This window comes from Lactiplantibacillus plantarum (assembly GCF_014131735.1).
Lineage (GTDB): Bacteria > Bacillota > Bacilli > Lactobacillales > Lactobacillaceae > Lactiplantibacillus > Lactiplantibacillus plantarum.
Genome location: NZ_CP039121.1, coordinates 2,778,439 through 2,802,307 on the forward strand (window position 1 = coordinate 2,778,439; position 23,869 = coordinate 2,802,307).

A 23,869-nucleotide genomic window follows, 5' to 3' on the forward strand; every position below is an offset into this window, starting at 1 on the left:
TTTTTTTGTTTGCTTGAGGGTACCTTAGCGATTCATTAAAGCGCAACACGCACTAAAGGCTATTTTTAAAACTTTCTTATCACGATTACCGGCCTTGAAGTTTGCACTCATCTCACTTCTGTTATAAGGTGAGAATATTACGAATATATGGAGGACCAACTTAATTATGAAACATAAACGTGGACTTATGATTGGGGGCAGTATCCTCGGTCTCCTCGTCATCGGATATGTTGCCACGAGCTTAATCTGGCAACATCAACAAACGTTCCTCAGTAATACGTCGGTCGCTGGTGTTGACGTCAGTGGTAAAACCGCCGCTCAAGCAGCACCGAAAGTTAATCGCGCTTTAGAACATCGCACTTATCGAATTATTGAAAACGGCCAAACAAAGTACTCATTTACCAGCAAATCAGCCGGTATTACAATCAATACTAAAAAAGATTTAACCAAATTAGTGACCAAACAAAACTACTGGCGTTGGCCCCTTGCACTATTGCAATCGGCTCAGGCTGATGATAGCTCAGCGGTTGGACAACTAACCATCAATCACACTGATTTGAAAACCCTACTACAAAAAATCACCACGACTGCCAATCAAACCAAACGAACAAAAACTGAAAACGCCAAGTTAGTTTATCAACATAACCAAGTTGAGATTAAGAAAGAAGTTCAAGGAACCGAATTAGATCAAGCTAAACTTAAGACGGTCGTCACCAAAGCAATTAGTAATGGTGACAGTCATATCACCCTTAAAGACGCCTACGTCACTCCGACCGTTACCAGCACGAGTGCTAGTTTAAAGACGGCCAAAGCAAAATCAGCGAAATACGCTACCGAAAAGGCCACCTATAATATCAACGGTCATAAATTCACGATTCCTCACGACCTAATTCTCAGTTGGATTAAAGTCGATAAGCAAGGTAAAGTGAGTTTAGACCAAAACGCTGTTCTGACTTACGTGAAGCAATTGAATGATAAGTATCATACCTATCATACGACGCGTCAGTTCAAGAGTACGGCGCGTGGGACCGTATCCGTCAGCGGTGGGTTTTATGGCTGGACCATTAAGACCGAAGCAGAGGCCAAAGCCCTTGCTACTGAAATTTTGAAGGGCAAGGACTTTACCCGCTCACCAATCACCAGTGGTTCCGGATATAACAACAAGGGCACTGACATCGGCAACACCTACGTCGAAGTTGATAAAGAAAATCAGCATATGTACGTCTACGTTGATGGAAAGCTCAAAGTTTCAACGGACATCGTTACTGGAAAGCCCGGTAAACACGCTACAACAACGGGTGTTTGGTACATCTGGAATAAGGAAAAGAACGCGACCCTTAAAGGTGATAATGACGATGGCTCAAGTTATTCCCAACCAGTTTCTTATTGGATGCCGTTCGATGACACTGGCGAAGGAATTCACGATTCTTCATGGCAAACTCAATATGGTGGTACTTGGTACAAGAAGCACGGCTCGCATGGTTGTGTGAACACCCCACCTTCTGTCATGAAAAAAGTTTTTGCTGCCGTGCCAGTCGGAACACCAGTCATTGTTTTCTAATTTAAATCTAATTTAACCAAGCCGGTCTGAATGTTATCAGGCCGGCTTTTTCATCCCTTTTAGCCGTCGTTTGATGTCATAATGATACGTGTAAGCGGTCGTTTTATGGTATTATTTATTAAAACAAACTAATAAATCTGGGGGACCAACTGCTATGCTATTAAAAACACTCGTAAAGCCTAAAGAACGCCTCGTCACCATTACGGCGGACGCGACCTTAGAGGACGCCTTAAAAGTCTTGGAGGCTTCCGCTGTATTCCAATCTTAGATGAAACCGGTCATATCTTCCGCGGCAACATCTATAAGATGCACATCTATCGGCACAAGTCACGGGGCGGCGACATGTCGCTTCCCGTGACGACCCTGCTTAAAAATGCCACGAAAACGATTCAAGTCGACTCCGCCTTCTACAATATCTTCTTCTCCATCAAAGATTTGCCATACATTGCGGTGCTCGATGAACACGGCTATTTCTATGGCATTCTCACTCATACGCGTCTGCTCGACATGCTCTCACAATCTTGGAACGTTAACGTTGGTAGCTATGTTTTAACAGTTGTCTCCGTTGGTGAACGCGGCGACCTTGCAGCCATGGCTAAGATTATCACGAAATATACTTCAATCGCCGGCTGCCTGACCTTAGACGTCCAAAACGGGACACTCGGTTATCGGACGCTCTTTACCTTGCCAGAAAATGTCGACAGTGAAAAGCTCAAACGAATTATCGACAACTTGAATCGCAAACAATTTAAAGTCATCGAAGTGGAAGATTTACAAGCTGAATAATCACAGTTGCCCCAAGGTTACCTTGGGGCTTTTTTAATGAGATGAATTTTCAGATCAAAAGCGACCAGCTTAAGACTGCTGAAAACAGTTCGAATTAGGACGATCATTGCTGCCAAGCAGTTAACAATCCAAAACGCGTTGACCATTTCAAAATAATCAACCAAAAATCAAATTAACCACATTTCATTAAATGAATAAATAAGAGACCGGCGTAATATGCGAAAAACCATCTTCACATACTACGCCGGTCGTTCTTAATATTAAATTCAGTCACACCCTACTGAATCCGGTCACTAAAGTGCAAGACCCGATCCAAGCTGTACATAATTGGCGCAGTGATACTCATGATAATCAACTCTGATAAAGCAGTTGTTAGATATGTCGGCCAAAAAGCGACACCACTACTCATCATGGTAATCATCAGTGCGATCATAAACATCGAAACGGTGAATAGCGCGATATTCAGTAACATCCGTTGCCAAACCGTCTTCAACTTAGGGGCCAACCACGTCAATACCAGCAGGGCTAATAATGATTGGCCGCCACCAAAGAGAACGTTGAGGAGACTCGCACCGGGACCAAAAGCGTCAAACAAAATAACGCCAGCAACAATTCCCCAAATATACTTGCGATTGAACACGGCTAAGTGGTTCAACCCTTCAGAAACGCGGAATTGAATTGCGCCCGATGCCAAGCTAAAAGCTGCGGGGCCTAGGCATAATACAACATACATTGCAGCGACTAGGGCGTTGATAATCCATGGTCGAATTTTTGATTGTGTCATTCGCTTAATTCCTCCTAGTTTTTTTAACGTGGGATGGTTACGAACCACGTATTGATTGAAACAAAGCGAATATAATCGTAGCACGCTCTAGTAGTTCCCGCAAGCTTGCTAATTGAAAATGCTGGTAGGAATAAATAAGTTACCTAATGTAGCCGCCATTACCGCCTTAATTGCTGGCATCCGGTTGCCGGCCTCTTCAAAGACGACCGCCTGCTTACTCTGGAAGACATCATCCGTAATTTCAAACGCCGTCATTCCGTACTGTTCGCCTAATTTGGCTCCCAGCTGCGTCTTTAGATCGTGTAGTGCTGGTAAGCAATGCATGACAATCGTCGATGACTTGCCAGTAGCTGCGAGTAACGCAGTATTAATTTGAAACGGCAATAGTTGCTTGATCCGCTCACCATAGTCGACCTGCTCGCCCATTGAGACCCAGACATCCGTATAAAGCGCATCAGCCTGAGTAACGGCTTGTTGCGGATCAGCCGTAATCACGATCGTGCTCCCAGCTGCCTGCGCATACTGTTGGGCCAACGCGACCACTGCTGGGGCTGGCTGTAACGCTACCGGGGCCCCGATAGCGATATTGATGCCGAGCATCGCTCCCGCCACAAGTAAACTATTAGCCATATTATTGCGACCATCACCAACGTACGCTAACGTCAACCCTTTTAAATGACCAAAATGTTCCTTTAATGTTAAAAAATCCGCTAAAATCTGCGTCGGGTGCCACTCATCGGTCAATCCGTTCCAGACTGGCACACCACTATAGGTCGCTAAGTCTTCGACCGTGCTTTGTTTAAAGCCCCGAAATTCAATACCATCATACATGGACCCCAGTACTTTCGCCGTATCAACAACTGACTCCTTCGTCCCGAATTGGATGTCGTCCTTACCCAAAAACTCTGGATTCGCGCCCAGATCATTAGCCGCCACAGTAAACGCAGAACGTGTCCGTGTCGACGTTTTTTCAAACAGCAACGCAATATTTTTTCCTTGTAAATAAGGGTGTGGGATATGGTGTGCTTTAAGGGTCTTCAAGTGACTAGCAAAGTCAATTAAGTAAGCTAATTCTGTTGGTGTATAGTCGATTTCCTTCAAGAATGACCGACCTTCAAATTGATTATTCATTCGTCGTGACCTCCGTTGTCAAAGTTGTCAGTACCTTTGCAATCAAGGCAATCCCAGCTAATAAATCGGCCGGTTGCATCACAATTGGGGGTAACAAACGTAACGTATTATCGCCAGCTGATAACGTCAATAAGCCTTCTACTTGTAGCCGGGTAATGACTTGATTAACCGGGATTTGTTCATCTAAGTGGATTCCAATCATTAGGCCCTTCCCCGTGATTTGTTTCACTACCGGTATCGGTTCGACTTGAGTCGCTAGGGCTTGCCAGACAAGTTCGGCATGGGCCCGAACCGTCGTTAACAGCGCCGGTGTTAATTGGGTCAAGACACGTTTTGCCGCCGCCATAGCAACAGCATTACCGGCGAACGTCGAGCCATGGCTGCCAGGACCAAAGGCAGTGGCTAATTGCCGCCGACCAACCATTGCCCCCACTGGCAAGCCATTCGCTAAGCCCTTGGCGACCGTGTAGATATCAGGATCCAGGCCGTAACCTTCATAGGCCATCCGGTAACCAGTCCGACCGATTCCCGTCTGCACCTCATCAATAATCAACAAAACACCCGTTGCTTGGCATTTCGCATTAACCGCTTGTAACCAAGCTGTTTGTCCCGCAAAGACGCCGCCTTCACCTTGAACGACTTCTAAAATAACGGCCGCCAACTCTGGTGTGATTTTGTCCAAAGCCGCGTCGTCATTATAGGTTGCAAACGTGATGCCAGGCACTAATGGCGCATAGCCAGCCTGAATATGAGGATTGCCCGTCATCGACATAGCGCCATAGGTTCGACCGTGAAATGAATGCTGAAAAGCTAAGATGCCGGTTTTACCTGTGTACTTCCGTGCGAGTTTTAATGCAGCTTCATTAGCTTCGGTTCCGGAATTTGCAAAGTATACGAGTCGCTCTTCACCATTCGCTAACAGGCCGGCAACGGCATCTTGTAATTCATTTTCGTATAAATTCGACGTATGCCAGATATGCGTCAACTGCTGGGTGACGGCCGCCTGAATTTGTGGTTGGTGATACCCAAAGTTGCAGACCCCGATTCCCGCCGTAAAATCTAAATACGTCTTGCCATGATTATCAGTCAGATGAACGCCCTGACCATCCGTAATGGCAAATGGAAAACGTTGATAGGTTGGAAACACGTGTTGCATGGTCATACGGCCACCTCCTGAATAATTGCGGTTCCTGGTTGATCGATTGCATTCGTAATAATAGCCTGCTTGACTCCCGTCTGAATCGCGGCAATTGCAGCTTGAACTTTGGGTTGCATTCCCGCGGTGATCACAGCTGTTCGAATCAATTGCTGAGCTTGTTGTGGCGATAGTGATGTCATCACATTACCGTGATGTATAATTCCCGGGACATCGGTTAGCAAAACCAATTTTTCAGCATGTAGTTGTTGGGCTAGCACGGTCGCTGCCATATCCGCATTGACATTGAGCCATTGTCCCGTCTCGGTTAAGGCTAAAGGGGCCAAAATACCGATATGATGAGCCAACAATTGCATTAATTGCACTTGATTGACAGCGGTGAGCCGGCCGACATACCCTAGCTGTCGATAATCAATCAATTCACCAGTTAGTAACTGATTATCCGCCGCATTGAGCCCCAACACAGGTAGGTGATGTTGCGTTAATTTTGCAAGTAAGGCTGGTTGCGCATCTCCTAGCAGGGCCAACTTGGTGAGCACTAAGGTCGCCGCATCCGTCACCCGCAACCCGTTCACCTTATGCACGGGCAAAGCAAGCTGAGTCGTCAGTCGATTGATCATTGGCCCCCCACCGTGTACGATCAGAATCTGATAATGCTGTTGGTACCACTGTGCGATTTGGTCAAAGAAAGTGGTGCTCAATTGGCTAATCGCCTGGCCCCCAATCTTAATTACAATTAATTTTGTCATTTTCACCACCTCCGTTTAAGTATGATAGCTCGCGTTAATTTTGACGTAATTGTAAGTCAAGTCACAACCCCAAGCCTGACCACTTGCTGTACCGTGATGTAAATCAACATCGATCATAATCTGGTTATCACGTAAGGTCGCCTGCACCGCTGCCATATCAAAGTCAACGGCCAGACTTTGTTGAACAAGTAAAACGCCGTTCATTTCAATATCGACCGTCGCCACATCGATGTCTGCATCAGTGGCGCCAATCGTGCTAATGATTCGCCCCCAATTCGGGTCTTCACCGAAAATGGCCGCCTTAACGAGGTTAGAGCCAACAATTGCTTTGGCGATTTGCTGACCATCAAACGTTGTAGCGGCGTGGACCACATTACATTCGACTAACTTGGTCGCACCCTCACCGTCAGCGGCAATTTGCTTGGCAAGTTGGCCTAAGACATAGTGCAACGCCTGATTAAAAATATCATAGTCGGTGGTACCCACTTGTAAACTCGGATTATCTGCCAGACCATTCGCCAACGTGACCACCATGTCATTAGTAGACGTGTCACCGTCAACAGTAATTTGATTGAATGTCTGATCAACGTTAGTACTTAGCATGTCCTGTAAAACTGGCCCGTCTATTTGGGCATCGGTGGTGACAAAACCAAGCATGGTTGCCATCTTGGGATGAATCATTCCAGAACCTTTGGCAAAACCGGTCAAGGTAACTAACTGGCCGCTGAGTTCACACTGCACACAGACGGTTTTTGGATGCTGGTCTGTCGTTAACACGGCGTAGGTCACCGCGTCACTCTTCGTTGGTGTCAATTGCGGCAAGCCGTTTTTGATTTTATCCATGGGTAACTGAGCACCAATCAGCCCAGTTGAAGCAACGCCAATCAAGTTCGGCGCCACGTTTAGTTTATTCGCTAACCAGGCTTGTTCTTGCAGCGCATTCTGCCACCCCTGCTCGCCAGTACAAGAATTGGCGATTGCACTGTTCAGCAGCAGTCCCTGTAATTGGTGGCCCTGGTCGATCATCTGTTTAGTTAACTTAGTTGGTGCTGCCTGAAACTGATTCGTCGTATAAGTTCCAGCCGCACTGGCAGGCACTTTTGAAAATAGCCAACCAAAATCTTTTTTATGACGACGAAGACCAATATGAATGCCATCACTGTAAAAACCTGCCGGCCACTGAAAGGCAACCGTTTCAAACTTCGTATTCGTTAAAACTTGCATCTGCATAACTTCCTCTCTTATTGCACCTTATCAGGGAAATACAGGTAACGTCGGTAATCCGGCCGTAACCGCGAAATCAAAATAGCGATTAAAATTCTGAACGGCCTGCCCCGCAGCACCTTTCATCAAATTGTCAATGACGCTCACAACCACGATGGTGTTCGTGACCGGATTATAATCAACGCCTAACGCACAGTTATTAGACCCAACAACGTCCTTGAGCGTCGGCATCCCCGTTGGTAGCACTTGCACGAACGGCTGCTCATGATAGGTCGCGGTAAAAGCTGCGCAGACCTGCGTCGTTGTCAATGCTGACTTCGCTTTGGCATAAATCGTCGTCATAATCCCACGCGTTGCTGGAATCAAAGTGGTAGTAAATTCAATCGCAGAAATCGCGGACCACCACTGCTGTAACTGTTGCATCATTTCAGGGATATGTTGATGTTGATTCAACTTATATAAACTCAAATTATCATTCACAGCGACGTAATGACTCGCAGCTGTCGCTCGTTTGCCAGCACCAGATAAGCCGGACTTAGCATCCACAACAATCGAAGTCGGTTCGACCAACTGCTGCTGAGCAAGTGGCGCTAGTCCTAATAACGTAGCAGTCGCATAACAGCCGGGATTCGCAATGTAGGTGGACAAGGGCGCCGGCATATCAGCTAAGCCGTAGCTCGCCTGTGCCAAAGCGGTCGCCGGTGCTGGATCACGTTGGTACCACCGCTGATATTGCTCTGGATCATGCAAGCGGAAGTCACCAGATAAATCGATGACTGGAAAATGAGCAGCGATGAATGGTAATGCCAATTGTCGCGTGATACCCGCTGATGTCGCAAAGAACACAATCGCGTTATCGCGCATGATTGCCGTCGCATCGAATGGTCGAATAACCGCCGTTTCTTTCTGGTACATGGCTGCCACCGTCTTTAATGCCACCGTAGTTGCTCCCACGTGCCCGTATAATTGGATGCGATCGATCTCGGGATGTTGTTTCAAGAGCCGGTACAACACCATGCCACTGTACCCCGTAACGCCAACTAGCGCGACTTGCATATAATCACCTCAAATATTCAAAAATAGTGTATTAGCTGCATGTTCATGCAAAAAGTATGATTCACACTATATTCTCATCGCTTTTAAATTGCAAGCTTTATTGAAAAAATATTCACTTTTATTCTATTAATTGCATATTTTTAGCTTTATTCAGTTATTTATGCACTTAATATGTATTTTTAATTGACATTCACAATAAAATGATGTTTACTTATCCCATTAACCAAAATGAAATTTTAACCAAATTATCAGAAAGGTGCGATTGGGATGAACAAATACTTAACTTTAGCGGACGGCACACAGTGGATTGGAACGGCAATTGGGGATTGCCAGCTAGAGGTTGCGGGGCGCATCGTCTTCAATACGGGAATGACGGGTTATCAGGAAACATTGACTGATCCATCCTACCTAAATCAAATGATTGCCTTCACTTACCCATTAATTGGTAATTATGGTATCGATCCGACCGTGGCCCAGGCACCAACGATTGGCGCACAAGCCATCATCGTTCACGAGCTGACCACTTTTAATGATCACTATACTAGTCGCCAATCACTGGCAAGTTTTCTGACAATCCACCATGTAGCCGGCATTGAAGGCGTCGATACTCGTGACCTAACGATTCACATTCGCCAAACGGGAGCCCAGATGGCAATCTTGAGCAATCATCCCATCACTGATTTTGAAGCGCAACTCGCCACATTCGCACCCCAAGTACTAACGGCTACCCCCCTCCCAGTAGCGACGACCACCATCCGTCCACGCGTCGCGATTCTCAACTTTGGTGAAAAAGCAGCTATCACCGCTGAATTGCAAGCCCGGGGCGCGGACATTGTTGTCCTTCCACCTACAGCTAGTCTCAAGGCCGTGGCCGCGTATCACCCTGACGGAATTTTGTTATCCAACGGTCCCGGTGATCCGACCGACTATCACACTTACTTAGCGACCATTCGCCAACTCGCACAACGTTATCCGCTGGCTGGCATTTGCCTTGGTCATCAGTTGATTGCGCTCGCCTATGGTGCTCAGACTTACCAGCTTTCCTTTGGTCACCACGGGCTAAACCATCCGGTACAAGCCTGCGCTGACGGTCGTATTATCATGACTTCGCAAAATCATGATTACGCCGTCGATCCGGCATCGATCAAGGGCACCCCGCTGATCGTCACGCACACTGAATTAAATGACGGCAGCATTGAAGGCTTGCGCCTACCGCACCAGGCCGTAATGTCGGTGCAATTCCATCCCGAAGCACACCCGGGACCCCAGGAAGCTGGGCAATTTTTCGATGATTTCTTACTAACAATTCAAAAGGAGGCGGTTGTTAATGCCTAAAAACAATGCCATTCATTCGATTGCTGTCATCGGTTCTGGTCCAATCAAAATCGGTCAAGCCGCTGAGTTCGACTATGCCGGTACTCAGGCTTGTCTAAGCCTTAAAGCGGCCGGATATCATGTCATTTTGATCAATTCAAACCCAGCAACCATCATGACTGACACGGCCACCGCCGACGAAGTCTACTTAGAACCTCTGACTTTGACCAGTGTCACTAAAATTCTGCGGGCCACCCACCCTGATGCTTTGCTCCCGACACTTGGTGGACAAACCGGATTGAACCTAGCGATGGCGTTAGATCAGGCTGGCGTTCTTAATGAGTTGAAGATCCAACTGCTAGGAACTTCCCTAGCCACCATCAATCAAGCTGAAGACCGGGCAGCATTTAAAACACTTATGAAGCGGCTCCATCAACCGATTCCAGCAAGTACCACTGTTCACCACGTGACCAGTGCATTGTCGTTTGCTGAAAAAATCGGTTATCCGGTCATTGTTCGTCCAGCCTTTACACTCGGGGGTTCAGGTGGTGGCATTGCCAATAATGCCGCCGAATTGACCCAAACGTTACAGCGGGGGCTGACCATGTCCCCCGTCACCGAGTGCCTGATTGAACAAAGTATCGCCGGCTTCAAAGAAATTGAATTCGAAGTCATGCGTGATAATCAGGGTACCAAGATCATCGTCTGTTCCATGGAAAACTTCGATCCGGTCGGTATTCACACTGGCGATTCTATCGTGTATGCCCCCGTTCAGACTTTGACTGACACTGAATATCAGCAGCTACGAACGGCAACTTTGACGATTGTGGAAGCCCTCGACATTAGAGGTGGGTGCAACGTTCAACTCGCTCAAGACCCGAATAGTCGTCAGTACTACGTCATCGAAGTGAACCCGCGGGTCAGTCGTTCATCGGCGCTAGCTTCTAAAGCGACGGGATATCCAATTGCCAAAATTGCAGCCGATATCGCAATTGGTCTAAATTTATCTGAGATCAATAATCCAGTCACGCAGACAACCTATGCGGCCTTTGAACCAGCTTTAGACTATGTGGTTGCCAAAATCCCCCGGTTTGCGTTTGACAAGTTTCCAACGGCCGACGCTCACTTGGGAACACAGATGAAAGCCACGGGGGAGGTCATGGCGATTGGGTCAACCTTGGAGGAAGCCACGCTCAAGGCGATTGCTTCGCTTGAAATCGATCCCAAGATCCAAGCTTCCTTGACCCCTGACCACCACGTCACCACGACTGAATATATCGACCAATTGACCCACCCGACAGATCAGCGACTCTTCTATCTATTGGCGGCGCTGCAAGCGGGTTGGCCGTTAGCAAAATTAGCGACGCTAACGCAAATCACGCCATTTTTCTTGAGTAAGTTACAGCACATCGCCCAACTCATCCGGAATATCAAGCAAGTGCCGACGTCCCAACACCTCTTATCGGCGAAAAAGTACGGTGTGAGTCTGGCGACCATGGCGCATTATGCCCAAACTTCGGTAGCGACCATTGCTGCCATGACTGCTGATTTACCCTTCGTTTATAAAATGGTCGATACGTGTGCTGGTGAATTTGCCAGTGTTACACCATATTTTTACAGCACTGCTTTTGGACAAACTAATGAGAGTCACCCACTAGGACACAGTATTTTAGTACTCGGATCAGGCCCCATTCGAATCGGACAAGGCATCGAATTCGACTACACCACCGTTCACTGTGTCAAGGCCATTCAACAAGCTGGCTACCATGCAATCATCGTCAATAACAATCCCGAGACGGTCTCCACCGACTTTTCTACCTCGGATAAGCTTTATTTCGAGCCACTAACAATCGAACGTTTGATGCCAATCATTGCGTTGGAGCAACCCGCGGGCGTCATCGTTCAATTTGGGGGCCAAACTGCGATCAACCTTGCCCATCAGCTCACTAAATTAGGAGTCACCGTCCTAGGAACCAGTGTGTCCGCTACCGATTTGACCGAAGACCGGCAATCTTTTGCGGACTGTTTACGTCTACTAAAGATTGCCCAAGCCGCTGGAACGACCGTAACTGAGTTATCCGGTGCCCGTCAAGCAGCTCACGCAATCGGTTACCCCTTACTCGTACGGCCAAGCTTTGTACTCGGCGGCCGGGCCATGGCAATCGTTCATAACGATCATGAGCTCACGCCAGTTATTAAATCAGCGGTGGCAGCTGGCCATGGTGCGCCTATCTTAATGGACCAATACTTGGCGGGAACCGAGTGTGAAGTTGACGTTCTCTCCGACGGAACGTCGTGCTTCATTCCAGGAATCATGGAACATATTGAAGGTGCTGGCGTTCATTCTGGCGATTCCATTACAGTCTATCCACCACAGCACCTCAGCCCTGCTGTTCAAGATAAGATCGTCACCATTGCCACCAAATTAGCACAACACCTCCACTGTGTCGGTATGATGAACATTCAGTTCGTCGTCACCGATGATGTCTACGTAATCGACGTTAATCCGCGGGCAAGTCGAACAGTTCCTTACATGAGCAAGGTTACTCACTTGCCACTGGCACAATTGGCAACCCGGCTAATTCTCGGTCAAAGTTTAGCAACCCTTGGCCTAGTCCCCGGACTCTTGACACCCGTTCCACAACAAATTGCTATAAAGGCCCCAGTCTTCTCTTTCAATAAATTGCCACAATCACCAGTCGTTTTAAGTCCTGAGATGAAATCAACTGGTGAGACTCTTGGTATCGGCCCGACTTTCACGACCGCTTGGCATGCCGCCATGGCTGATAGTTATCACTTAGAGACTTGGCAAACCGTGGATGGTCTCATCACCGATATTGCCACTGTGGCGCAACCCGCGGTCCAGGAACTGTTCGCGGCTAACCACCTCACCGTCACAACAATCGCTAACACGACTGATTGGCCTGCAAAGACTAAAGCAGTGGGTTTCACGCTTAATGACCAACCTGATAATCCCGTGGCTATCGCTGCATTGAATCATGGACAGCCATTGATTACGGCGATTGATACGCTTAAGACCCTATTGGCCAGTACGACAACGATGGTAAGCGAATAAGCCTGCTTCTTCGTACTTAGTCCAACTAACGAAGTCCCCTGGATGGCCATATCAAGCTCACCACCATGCGATCCTGTTTTTTCACAGCAAAAATGCTTATCAAGACTGGTATCTCGCCAATCATCTTGATAAGCATTTTTTAGTCATCACCCAGCAACCTGTCCATCATGAGCGCCAAAGTTTAATTTATCTTGAATCCGATGCCGAAATTCAGCAAAATCGACACTCAACCGTGACCGTGGATGTGGTAATGGATTTGTCACAATTTCTTTGATTCTCCCAGGACGAGGCGTCATCACAATAATTCGGTCACTCAAGTAGACTGCCTCATCGATATCATGAGTAACTAAAATCATCGTCGTCTGTGTCTGCTGCCAAACCTGTTCGATGACATTCTGAATATCCGCACGTGTAAACGCATCAAGAGCCCCCATCGGCTCATCCAAAAGTAGGAGCTGCGGGTTCATGATAATTGACCGCGCGAGGGCAGCTCGTTGGGCCATCCCACCAGAAACCTGATGCGGATAAGCATTTTCAAAGCCTTTTAGCCCCATCAATTCAATATAATGGTCGACCAATTGGTGGTCATAATGCCGACCACGCGTCACTTTCAGGCCGACACTAATATTCTCCTTGATTGTTGACCATGGAAAAAGGCTGCCATGTTGGAAAACATAACCGCGAGAATTATCTGGTCGCTTAATCTGCTGATTATCGATCGTTAGCTGACCGCTAGCGGGATGGTCTAATCCAGAAATCAGGCGTAGTAACGTGGTCTTACCACAACCAGACGGCCCAATGATTGCTACGAACTCACCCGGATTGACGGTGAAATCAATATCATCTAGCACGTCGATCTGATGACCATCATTGTCTTGAAGCCGCTGATTAACATGTTGAACTGCAAGTAATCCCATCTTATAAGCTCCTTTCTAGTGAGCACCATCGCGCCAACGTAGGCAGTAATCTTGAACTTTGGTAAACACCGCAAATAACACTGAAAACAGAATCGCCATAATCACAATTGCCGCATAGACTTGTGTATAATTCCCGGTACCCTTTGCCCAGTTGATAAACCAGCCCAGTCCGACCTTAGCACCAATCATCTCGGAAATTACCAGCATTGTAAACGACAATCCCATTGCCGTATAAACGCCAGTAAAGATACTTGGCAACGCTCCGGGAAGGACGATTTTGCGGATAATCTGCCACTCACTAAATCCTAAGGTCTTTGCTGATTCGAAGTATTCCTTGCTAATCCCTTGAACGCCACCAATCGTCATGAAGGCCACTGGAAACCAAACCGAGAAGGCAATCAAGAAGACTTCGGCCATGTAACTAGTCGGAAAGATGACCATCGTCAGCGGCATCCATGCAGCCGCAGGGATAATCCCGATGACCTTCAAGTAGGGGAATGCCCAGTAGTTAAACTCACGATAGCGTCCCATGCCCAAACCAAGTAAGATTCCAAGAATGGTCCCAATCACAAAACTAATCAACCAAAGCGCTAATGATGACAACGTCGAAGCCCAGAGCAAGCCGGCATTTTCGCGCATCTGGTCCAAGATTTGTGCAAAGCTCACGAAGAAAGGCTGTTCTAGAACGGCAAACTTTTCGGTCAGAAGATCCTGCACGATCAGCAAGCCAACTAACGAAACGTTCAACTGGGCAAAATGTCCATTATACCAGCGAATTCGACCATTTGTAACTGCGCCAATCAGCGTAACAATCAATAAATAAGCAAAGTACCCACCTAAAAACCAATGATACGTCTGATTATTAACGGTTTCCTGTGATACAACCAATTGGTTTTCAAAATACGCAATTGCTAATACGACTAAACTAACAATGTTCCAGGTCAAGTGCCAGGGCTTCCAATAACGGCCAGTTGTCTTAGCTGCCTGCACAGCTTTTTTTCGACTCAATTGGACTGCTGTTATTTGCATACTATTCTACCTCCTTGAACTTAGTTCTTAGATAAATCTGGATACCAATAAGCTTGCTTCAACAATTGCTTGTTATTCGTATTCTTCTTCAAATATCCTGCTTGCTTCAATTGCTTGATATAATAACTTAAATCTTCTTTACCTGTCTTAAGATTTAGTTCAAAATGTTCATCTTTCAAGATCTGGGTCACATTCTTCACATTGATAAACTTCGTCTTGGAGACATACCCCTTATTTAATTCAATCTTTGCTGTCTCTTCAGGATGGTTATTGATCCAAGCAGCGGCTTGTTTGTATGAACGGACAATGGCCTTAGCCTTCGCTGGATTCTCTTTGACTAACTTGCTCGAAACGTACAAGTAACAGCAAGCACCCTTTGATTTCATTCCCATTGCAGCCATCTTAGCATTGCCACTATTGTTATTATTATCAATAATGGTCTTAAACCCAGATTCCTTTTGTGCTTGGTAAGCATACGGATCGACCGTCCCAATTGCATCGACCTGCCCCTTTTCAGCCGCCTTTGCCAATAGATCAGTGCTGTAAACCTTCCACGTTACTCCCGTCTTCGGATCAATACCCGCATGTTGAAGTGCAATGGACGTCACGTATTGTGGTGTTGAACCCTGAGCCGGAATCCCAATCGTCTTGCCTTTTAAGTCCTTAACACTCTTAATGCTTGAGTTTTTCGGAACCAGCAACTTGATACAGCCTTGGTGGATTCCACCAACAGCTTTGATTTGCGCCCCGTTTTGAATCGCAGGTAAGTATTGAAAATCACCATTTTGCGCGTCATATTTGCCACTCGCAAAACCCGCTTCTAGGTCACTGATATCCCGCGGGTTCGCTACTAGTTTGGCCTTGATACCATTTTTCTTAAAGAACCCCTTCTCATACGCGATATAATTTGGCGCATTACAAATAGAACCGTCCTTAGCTGGTATCGTTACTTCACCATACTTATAGGTTTTAGATGTATCCTTACTACTAGCACTGCTACTGCCGCAGCCAGCTAATACTGTTCCCAGTGCAATAAAACTTAATAACCCAAAAATAATTTCCTTTTTTCGCATACGCGAAGCCTCCCCAAAAATATATAATAAAAAATCGCCCCACTGTCGTTATGACAGAAGGACGATGACTCGTGTTACCACCTTTAATTCGACTATTTTTCGCAAAATAGTCCTCAGCAGGTACGTCAATCTCACTGAATTGAGATACCTTTGTCCGTTTATCGGGGACCACCGTCAGCGCTTAATCATTCGGCACTGAATGCTCCAAGACCATTTTCAACCATGCGGGAATACCGGCTTGCACCTGACCCGGCTCTCTGAAAAACCCACGATTGATTTACTTATCTCATCACCGCATTTGAATAATTAGAATATAATTAGATTATAGTTCTAAGTTCACACTTGTCAACACAAAATTTAATGTTTCTAATTTTTGATTTGAATTCAGTCGTTCTTTTATCGCTGTCAAATCAACGTTTTGCGTCCAGTATCAGCTATTGAAATTAGTTTTGAGTTATCAGTTGCTCAATAAAAAAATTAAAATTAGATGAGTTGTTAAGCAAGCCGACAGTTAGTTTTCTATTTTTCAGCACTTGTTCGTCCTATTCCGGATTTCGGGGCTAGTTGCCAATTGCTGGAACGTAGCCGACGTGAAGCGCCTTACAATTAGATGTCGTAGAGCGTGTTTACACTACGCTGAACTTTTTCAAGCAAATCTAAGCTGGCTGATTCTGACCCCCAGAAATCTGCATGGCATTACTGTCTTTCAGTGATCGGTAACGCCGGGATCTCATTGAATAGAATTGGAACGGTTTCAAGAGTCACCTCGGAGAATTCTAGGCCGAACCATTTGGCAGGCGTTGTCGCGTATTTTTTAATCATTAATTTCGTCTCGATCACTAATCGATCCAAGCGGGATAACCGACTACCATTTTCTAACTTCTCCTCGATGATAACGAAGCGGAAGTCACCGACATCGCGGCCAGAAGTGACTGAATATGTCTGCTTTTGCGCCGCTAAACGTCCAGTAGCCATTAAGTCGCGGACAATCGTCCGTAAATAGCGGTTAATATCTTGGCGGACACGAAAGCCCAGGTATAACTTAACAGTTACCAAATAGTCCGTTGCTAACGTGTCGACAGTATACTCCGCGGTATACGGTTCATCCGTGATTGTCACATTAACAAACCAGTAGACGTCGGCACGTTTCGGCCACTTGTCTAAAATCGAATATAATACCTTTCGCTCCACTTGGTCGCCATCCATTCGGCTTGTTAGGAAGACGACGTTCGTCTGGAACTTGTCCACCGTCTGATCGTCGCGTAACTTAGCAAGCTGGTCCTGATATTGTCGTAAACTAAGCGGGTGGTTATGTTGTCGGACAATTTGTTCGCCACGATACCACACGGCCATCACTAGGAAAATTAGTAAAGCAAGTCCGACCGCTACGTAGCCGCCGTGCCAGAACTTGGCTGCGCTGGCAATCAGGAAAATCACTTCGATGGTCGCGAAGAAACCGGTCAGTAGTCCCGCACCGATTAATGGTAAGCGCTTTTGCCGTAAAAACGCGTAGATCAAAGTGGTCGTCATCAGCATTGTCAGTGTGATGGCTAACCCGTATGCAGCTTCCATTCTTTCACTAGTTTGAAAGAAAATCACCAGCATACTCGTCACGCCCCACAGCCCCCAGTTAACGACCGGTAAATACATTTGGCCCACTGCTTTACCGGGGTAAGTAGTCAGTAATCGGGGGAATAGTTTCAGTCGAATCGCTTCACTAACTAACGTAAACGACCCACTGATCAGCGACTGTGACGCGATAATGGCCGCGAGCGTCGCAAAAATCACTGCCGCCATCGTCAGGCTAGCAGGTAACATTGCAAAAAAGGGATTCACATGTCCCTGAATCGCTTGGCCGGGACCTAAAATCCATGCGGCCTGACCGAAATAGCTGAGTAGTAGACAAACTTTGACATACGGCCAGCTCAACCGAATATTCGTTTTGCCGACGTGCCCAAGGTCACTGTATAGGGCCTCAGCACCGGTCGTTGCCAGAAAGACGCTCCCTAGAATCAAGATTCCCACTTTGTTCGCCGGGCTGATCAAGAGTAACCACGCATAATAGGGATTCAGTGCACGCAGGATCGTCCAATCCTGCACCAGATTAACGAAGCCACTGACTCCCAAAAACGTGAACCAGCCCAACATGATGGGGCCAAATAACTTGCCAATCGTGTTCGTTCCAAAACGTTGCAGCATAAATAATAGGGTGATAATTCCAAGCGTAATCAGTATAATCGTATTTTGGCTGGCACCAAACAGTTGAACGTATGCTGGTACATCGCGTAAGCCTTCGATGGCAGTCGTAACTGTCACTGCGGGGGTTAGCGCCCCATCCGCCAGTAACGCAGCCCCACCAATCATGGCAGGAATGACTAACCAGCGCGCACGATGACGCACCAATGCGAATAGTGAAAAGATACCGCCTTCGCCATGATTATCCGCGTTTAACGCGATCAAAACGTACTTAACGGTCGTGAGCAGCGTCATTGTCCAAAAAACTAGCGAGACGGCCCCCAACATAAACTTCTCATCAACGGCCTGCATCCCACCTTGACCGGTAATGATGGCCTTCATCACGTATAACGGACTGGTTCCAATATCACCATATACAACACCCATCGCGACTAACAATCCTGCCACCCGATGCTTATTGAACTGAGCCTGTTTACTCATTATGCCCCCATCCTTTCAGCGATATTCACGATTTACAGCCAATCGTCCCTCGTTATAATGGGTTCAACTAGCTTACCTAATCGTCGTCAGAAAGACAATCATAATGCACAATAATGTTAGCTCATCACTAAATGCTCCAACAGGCCCTGTAACATTTACCGGTAGCCAATTTAGAAACTAAAAGCGGGTTTCAATCCAGTCATTAACTGAATTGAAACCCGCTGATTATCCATACTCGGTCATCGCACCGAAATAGTTCAATTATGTAAATAATTAATCCCCATCGATTGACTATGATTGAAACGTGCGTTGTGGCCGACGTCGTGTTCGATCAGCTAACCCAATACTAATCTGTAACGCATTATCAACTCGGCGCATCGTCTGATCATCCAAATGAGTGACGCGATCTTTAAGCCGTTGCTTATCAATCGTTCGTATCTGCTCCAACAACACAACCGAATTTTTTTCAATCCCCGTATGGGCAGCGTTGATGTTAACATGTGTTGGCATCTTCGCTTTTTGAACCTTAGCAGTGATTGCCGCGACAATCACTGTGGGACTGTAATGGTTACCGACATTATTTTGCACGATTAGTACTGGACGCATGCCTCCTTGTTCGGAGCCTACGACTGGTGATAAATCTGCATAAAAGATGTCACCACGCTTAATGTCAGCTGCGGCCATCGCCTCATCTCCCTTTATTCGATACCCAATGTATCTGATAGTACCCCAATATAACCATCTTGCTACTCATAATAGCATGAACCATTCACTTTTAGCAACCGTTTACCAATTTAATCCAAAGAACTAATCGCTAAGCACCGTTAAAACTAATACTTCAGACCGATTAATTAAGACTGCCCAGTGATGATTTCATCAATGTTTAAAAATAAACGAACTTATAATTAGATGCCGATAAATCAATCGAATCACTGAAATAAACTTAACAGCCCTCATCAATAAAATAGGAGACTCTAAAAAATGAGCGCCAGAATTTCTCCGGCACTCATTTTATTGGCTTAATCTCAATAACCAACCATGTAACCATAGCCTGTACGAGACAGTCGGCGCAAACCTATCGTCTGATAAAACTTAATCTATATAAACTCTCGGCACTCGTGGTGCTAACCCACAAGCAATCTCATAATGAATTGTCCCACAATAGTCAGCAATATCTTGCAACGAAATGGTACGAGCACCGTCCGTGCCAACCAAAGTTACCTTAGCTCCAACCGGTACTTCATGTGGCAGACGAACCATCAGCTGGTCCATGCAGACCCGTCCGACGATTTCGCAAAACTCACCATCAACAAGTACATGGAAGCCTTGTAATCGGCGTTCATAGCCGTCCGCATACCCAATCGGCACCGTGCCAATCCATTCATCCTGTGCGGCCGTATACGTGGCACCATAGCTGACCGATTTGCCCCGAGCCAAGCGTTTAACAAACGTCAAGCGTGCCGTTAGCGACAACGCGGGTTGCAAGGGGTATGGTGCGCTGAGTTCGCGACCAGAAGGATTTAGACCATAGAGTGCAACCCCAAAGCGCACCATGTTGCCATTGCAAGCTTGATGCCAGAGACTGGTGGCCGAATTGGACACGTGGACATAGCGTGGTAGCTCATCCACCACTGCAATCAAGTGTTTCCAATTATTTAATTGATGAGTAAAATACGTATCATCTGCCTGGTCAGCCGTTGCAAAATGCGTAAAAATCCCTTCAAAGTCAAATGGTGACTGCGGTTGACGCAAAGTCGTAACCGCCGTTGCCAATTCTTCGGGCGTCTGAAACCCGATTCGTCCCATACCCGTATCTAATGCAAGATGAACGTGAAGTGGTGTCGTCACTTGGTTAGCCGCTAAAATTGCTGCGGCCGTAGTCAGCCAATCTTGCGTTCCAACAGCTAGTGAAATATCCTTTTCAGCTACCAGCGGGGCGTATTCCGGTTCCGTAATTCCAAGTACTAGGATGGGTTCCGCAAAGCCAGCGGCCCGCAACGCTAAGGCCTCATCCAGGATTGCAACACAAAAGCCGGTCGCCCCGGCTTCTTTGGCGGCCTGAGCAACTTGGATAATTCCATGTCCATAACCATTCGCTTTAACGACTGCCCATAACTCGGTCAACTCATCCTTTTGCGCCATTTCATTACTAATATTTGTCTTAATTGCCTGCAAGTCGACTGTGACTTGTGTGTGGCGGTGCTCCCCAATTACAACCATCACAAATTGCCTCTTTCCAATATAACTTGTGTCATTACTAACGTATCCGTGTGTGAAATTGAAATCCACGCTGGACCATCAAACGGGTGGCGCGTAACTTCCGGTTTACCCTGGGCGTTGTCTAAAATTTCGATATCTTGAAATCCAACTGCCGCACCAATTCCCGTGCCATATGCCTTACTATATGCTTCCTTAGCTGAAAAACGCCCTGCCATAAACTCGATCTGGCGTTTAACCGGGTAACGTGAAAACACCGCCAATTCAGCCGGTGTTAAGATCTTTTCAGGCAATCTCAGCCCCTTCGCTAGAATCGCTTCAATCCGACTAAGCTCAGTTAAATCAATGCCGGTACCATAAATCACGCTGTGACCCCCTCTATCTCATTATTATCACGTCAACTTAGGCTGATGTTTCCAATTTACCACAGCTACCGCCGCGATAAAAGGGCCCATACACGCAATCTTTTCATGTCAGCATGAATTATTGTTAAAACGTTCCAAACGCGTCAAGTCAAAGTCGGCCAGCTTAGACCGCTGGAAAAAAGTCGAGTGAGTGTAAACATGTTTTGTTAGCGCGTCCTAACACCGACCTCCAGGCATTTCGGCCAATTGCTGGAACGCGGTGGACACAGATTTAAGCCGAAGACCACGTCTTAAATACTGGTCTTCCACTAACCAAGCAAAGGACGCTTGCTAAGTGGAATTTCACCGCTGAGCATTGGCCGAAACGCCTTCCAGTCGGGACAGTGTTCGAGTGGCGGACATGTGCGGCCCCAACTTTTGGTGAATTCGTCATTGTTTTTCATAAACCATAATTTTGTCAATCAACTGTCAGACTGAAAGTGATATTGAGATAATTCACTAATTCTGAATCAAAATAGTAAGATTTAATCTCTCGACAAAGTGCTAGTGCACTTAACGCTTTGTTTAAAGTTCCAGTATCAAAATAGGCAACGATAGATTGTGCTAAGTTCGGTGCCACTAAAGCCTGTGGTGGCTAGGCAATGCTCGGCTTCAACCCGTGGCCTCTCACAGGCTTGAGACTGGAGGGGCTGGGTGACAATGCTCAGTAGCCAAGTTATTCTTAGGCGGAAGTGGGTTGCTTCCGGCTTAGAATAAGACTCGTATTTGAGATGACGCGGGTTGGGCGTTAGCTCAAATCGACGTCGGCTGCGTTCCAGCAATTGGCACCCAGCCCCGGAGGTCGGAATAAGACGTGCAAGTGCTGACGAACAACAAACCAATTAAATTGGAACGTTTTAACAATAATTCATACGAACATCTGCCGACTACTTGTATTCTAACATTGTAGGGCATAAAAAAAGCCGAGCATGCGCTCGGCTTTTGTGCAAAGTTAATTTAATTCAACTTAATTTGTGCGTTGACTTTAATCATTGGTGCGTTGACTTTAATCATTGGTGCGGATCGTATAGCTCCGCTTGCTGCTTTGCTTGCGACCTTCATCATGGTTGCGGTTGCTGCTCCGGTTATCATCGCGACTGCGACCTTTATAACCATTGCTCTTCCGATCGCCACGGCCACCGTTACGATCACGGTCGCGATTGCGACCATTGTGAGAATAACCGCCACGACCATTGCCATGACTGTTATTGCGGTTGCGATTACCGCCACGATATCCGCCACGCCGGTTGTTACCGCCGCCACCTTTGTGACGAGGTAATGGGCGTTCTGGCGTAATCTTAACGGGTACGGCTGAGGCGTCGTCCTTGGTTAAGTCATTTAACAAGGCAGCAACTAGATCAGTAGCATCGTATTTTTGTAATAATTCAGCAGCTTGATCAGCATACTTTTCAGTCGAAGTCTTAGCAACTAACGAATCAACATTCGCTTCTGCAGCAGCTAATTGGCCAGCAAAAGCTTCAGATTCAGTTGGTGGCTTCAATGGTAACATCCGCTTCTTGGTCAACTTTTCGATGACCCGCAAATATTCCATTTCGTTTGGTGTTACAAAAGTTAATGAAACACCCTTGTGTCCGGCACGGCCAGTACGGCCAATCCGGTGAACATAACTGTCCGGATCCTGTGGAATATCGTAATTGTAAACGTGGGTCACACCAGAAACATCAAGTCCCCGAGCAGCCACATCGGTTGCAACCAGAATATCCAATTTACCAGCCTTGAATTGACGCATGATTTGCGTCCGACGTTGTTGGCTCAAATCACCATGAATCCCAGCGGCATTATAACCACGTGCTTCGAGACCCTTTGATAATTCGTCAACTCGACGTTTCGTTCGACCAAACACGATTGTGAGTTCAGGTGCCTGAACATCAAACAACCGAGTCATAATATCGAACTTTTCAAATTCTTTGGCTTTAACGTAATATTGATCGACCGTATCAGCAGTCATTTCTTTTGATTTGATCTTAACGTGATGCGGTTCCTTCATGAACTGCACACCAATGCGTTTGATTTCAGGTGGCATCGTTGCGGAGAACAACATAGTTTGGCGTTCATCCGGCACTTGTTTGATAATTGATTCGATATCTTCCAAGAAACCCATGTTTAACATTTCGTCAGCTTCATCAAGAACTAACATCTTGACGTGGTCTAACTTGACCGTGCCCCGGCGAATGTGGTCAAGCAACCGGCCAGGAGTTCCGACGATTACTTGTGGGTTTTGCTTCAGATTTCTGATTTGGCGCCGAATATCAGCACCACCGTAAACGACTTGGACTTTCGCCCGTTCGTCTTTACCTAAGCGGAAGATTTCTTCCTGAGTTTGGATTGCTAATTCACGCGTTGGTGAAACAACTAATGCTTGAATGTTATGGTTGTCAAAATCCAAGCGTTGTAAGATTGGTAATGCAAACGCGGCGGTCTTCCCAGTACCGGTTTGTGCTTGACCAATCACATCTTTGCCTTCTAGAACCATTGGAATGGTTTCGGCTTGAATCGGGGTCGCTTCTTCGTATCCGGCCCGATTAACTGCTTTAAGTAGGCTATCGGATAAGCCTAGTTCTGTAAACTTCAAATATGTTTCCTCCTAAGGATGACACCATGGGATTACTGCCAGCTAGGAAAAAATCCGTTTCCCGTAAGACGCTGTCATGTAAGCCAACGGTCTGACTTTCATATGGTACAACTGAATTATCAT

The 23,869-nt window shown here is 46.5% G+C and carries 17 protein-coding genes, 1 pseudogene, 1 riboswitch and 1 other annotated feature; of the genes and pseudogenes, 4 read left to right on the plus strand and 14 right to left on the minus strand.

Going from position 1 to position 23,869, the window contains the following annotated elements; genetic code table 11:
- The first annotated feature begins 166 nt into the window (after window positions 1–166).
- Window positions 167–1,561 (plus strand): L,D-transpeptidase family protein, encoded by a 1,395-nt coding sequence (locus E5260_RS13115; protein WP_003642077.1) that lies wholly within the window; start codon window positions 167–169, stop codon window positions 1,559–1,561.
- Window positions 1,562–1,715: 154 nt separating this feature from the next.
- Window positions 1,716–2,347 (plus strand): annotated as a pseudogene (gene cbpA / locus E5260_RS13120) (cyclic di-AMP binding protein CbpA).
- A gap of 277 nt (window positions 2,348–2,624) precedes the next feature.
- On the opposite strand, the gene E5260_RS13125 reads toward cbpA, so the two are convergent.
- The 6 genes from E5260_RS13125 to argC all read right to left on the minus strand — a co-directional run bounded on the left by E5260_RS13125 (window position 2,625) and on the right by argC (window position 8,447).
- A complete protein-coding gene (locus E5260_RS13125) occupies window positions 2,625–3,131 on the minus strand; it encodes a QueT transporter family protein (protein ID WP_003642074.1) in 507 nt (168 codons plus the stop codon).
- 8 nt (window positions 3,132–3,139) lie between these two features.
- Window positions 3,140–3,185, minus strand: a riboswitch (PreQ1 riboswitch).
- A gap of 54 nt (window positions 3,186–3,239) precedes the next feature.
- The gene (argF, locus tag E5260_RS13130) at window positions 3,240–4,262 is read right to left on the minus strand and encodes an ornithine carbamoyltransferase (RefSeq protein ID WP_003642073.1); all 1,023 of its coding nucleotides are present in this window, start codon (window positions 4,260–4,262) and stop codon (window positions 3,240–3,242) included.
- On the minus strand, window positions 4,255–5,424 hold the full coding sequence (locus E5260_RS13135; protein ID WP_003642072.1) for an acetylornithine transaminase: 1,170 nt from the start codon (window positions 5,422–5,424) through the stop codon (window positions 4,255–4,257). Before E5260_RS13135 ends, argF begins: the two co-directional genes overlap by 8 nt.
- Entirely contained in the window at window positions 5,421–6,167 is a 747-nt protein-coding gene (gene argB, locus E5260_RS13140) for an acetylglutamate kinase (RefSeq protein ID WP_003642071.1), read from the minus strand. Before argB ends, E5260_RS13135 begins: the two co-directional genes overlap by 4 nt.
- 15 nt (window positions 6,168–6,182) lie before the next feature.
- On the minus strand, window positions 6,183–7,391 hold the full coding sequence (gene argJ, locus E5260_RS13145) for a bifunctional glutamate N-acetyltransferase/amino-acid acetyltransferase ArgJ (RefSeq protein ID WP_072535965.1): 1,209 nt from the start codon (window positions 7,389–7,391) through the stop codon (window positions 6,183–6,185).
- 30 nt (window positions 7,392–7,421) lie between these two features.
- Window positions 7,422–8,447 carry an N-acetyl-gamma-glutamyl-phosphate reductase gene (gene argC, locus E5260_RS13150; RefSeq protein WP_003642069.1) on the minus strand — a complete coding sequence of 342 codons (1,026 nt, stop codon included), beginning with the start codon at window positions 8,445–8,447 and terminating at the stop codon, window positions 7,422–7,424.
- 267 nt (window positions 8,448–8,714) lie between these two features.
- Here argC and E5260_RS13155 point away from each other — a divergent pair, with 267 nt between their 5' ends.
- Both E5260_RS13155 and carB read left to right on the plus strand, forming a co-directional pair.
- The gene (locus E5260_RS13155) at window positions 8,715–9,782 is read left to right on the plus strand and encodes a carbamoyl phosphate synthase small subunit (RefSeq protein WP_003642068.1); all 1,068 of its coding nucleotides are present in this window, start codon (window positions 8,715–8,717) and stop codon (window positions 9,780–9,782) included.
- Window positions 9,775–12,837: a carbamoyl-phosphate synthase large subunit gene (gene carB / locus E5260_RS13160; RefSeq protein ID WP_003642067.1), complete on the plus strand. Its 3,063-nt coding sequence runs from the start codon at window positions 9,775–9,777 to the stop codon at window positions 12,835–12,837. Before E5260_RS13155 ends, carB begins: the two co-directional genes overlap by 8 nt.
- Window positions 12,838–12,983: 146 nt before the next feature.
- Here the strand turns inward: carB and E5260_RS13165 are convergent, their stop codons facing one another.
- The 8 genes from E5260_RS13165 to E5260_RS13200 form a co-directional block, all read right to left on the minus strand.
- Window positions 12,984–13,754 (minus strand): ABC transporter ATP-binding protein, encoded by a 771-nt coding sequence (locus E5260_RS13165; protein ID WP_003642066.1) that lies wholly within the window; start codon window positions 13,752–13,754, stop codon window positions 12,984–12,986.
- Between the two features lie 15 nt (window positions 13,755–13,769).
- On the minus strand, window positions 13,770–14,783 hold the full coding sequence (locus E5260_RS13170; RefSeq protein WP_003642065.1) for an ABC transporter permease: 1,014 nt from the start codon (window positions 14,781–14,783) through the stop codon (window positions 13,770–13,772).
- Window positions 14,784–14,803: 20 nt separating this feature from the next.
- Window positions 14,804–15,856: an ABC transporter substrate-binding protein gene (locus tag E5260_RS13175; RefSeq protein WP_003642064.1), complete on the minus strand. Its 1,053-nt coding sequence runs from the start codon at window positions 15,854–15,856 to the stop codon at window positions 14,804–14,806.
- Between the two features lie 54 nt (window positions 15,857–15,910).
- Window positions 15,911–16,158, minus strand: a binding site (T-box leader).
- Between the two features lie 394 nt (window positions 16,159–16,552).
- A complete protein-coding gene (locus tag E5260_RS13180) occupies window positions 16,553–18,532 on the minus strand; it encodes a KUP/HAK/KT family potassium transporter (protein ID WP_003642063.1) in 1,980 nt (659 codons plus the stop codon).
- A 291-nt stretch (window positions 18,533–18,823) separates the two neighbouring features.
- Window positions 18,824–19,216 (minus strand): type II toxin-antitoxin system PemK/MazF family toxin, encoded by a 393-nt coding sequence (locus E5260_RS13185; RefSeq protein ID WP_003637688.1) that lies wholly within the window; start codon window positions 19,214–19,216, stop codon window positions 18,824–18,826.
- 408 nt (window positions 19,217–19,624) lie between these two features.
- The gene (alr, locus tag E5260_RS13190) at window positions 19,625–20,752 is read right to left on the minus strand and encodes an alanine racemase (RefSeq protein WP_003642062.1); all 1,128 of its coding nucleotides are present in this window, start codon (window positions 20,750–20,752) and stop codon (window positions 19,625–19,627) included.
- Complete coding sequence (gene acpS / locus E5260_RS13195; RefSeq protein ID WP_003642061.1) at window positions 20,752–21,114, minus strand: holo-ACP synthase; 363 nt, start codon at window positions 21,112–21,114, stop codon at window positions 20,752–20,754. The genes alr and acpS overlap by 1 nt, the downstream gene beginning before the upstream one ends.
- A 1,045-nt stretch (window positions 21,115–22,159) precedes the next feature.
- On the minus strand, window positions 22,160–23,746 hold the full coding sequence (locus E5260_RS13200; protein ID WP_003642058.1) for a DEAD/DEAH box helicase: 1,587 nt from the start codon (window positions 23,744–23,746) through the stop codon (window positions 22,160–22,162).
- Window positions 23,747–23,869: the final 123 nt, after the last annotated feature.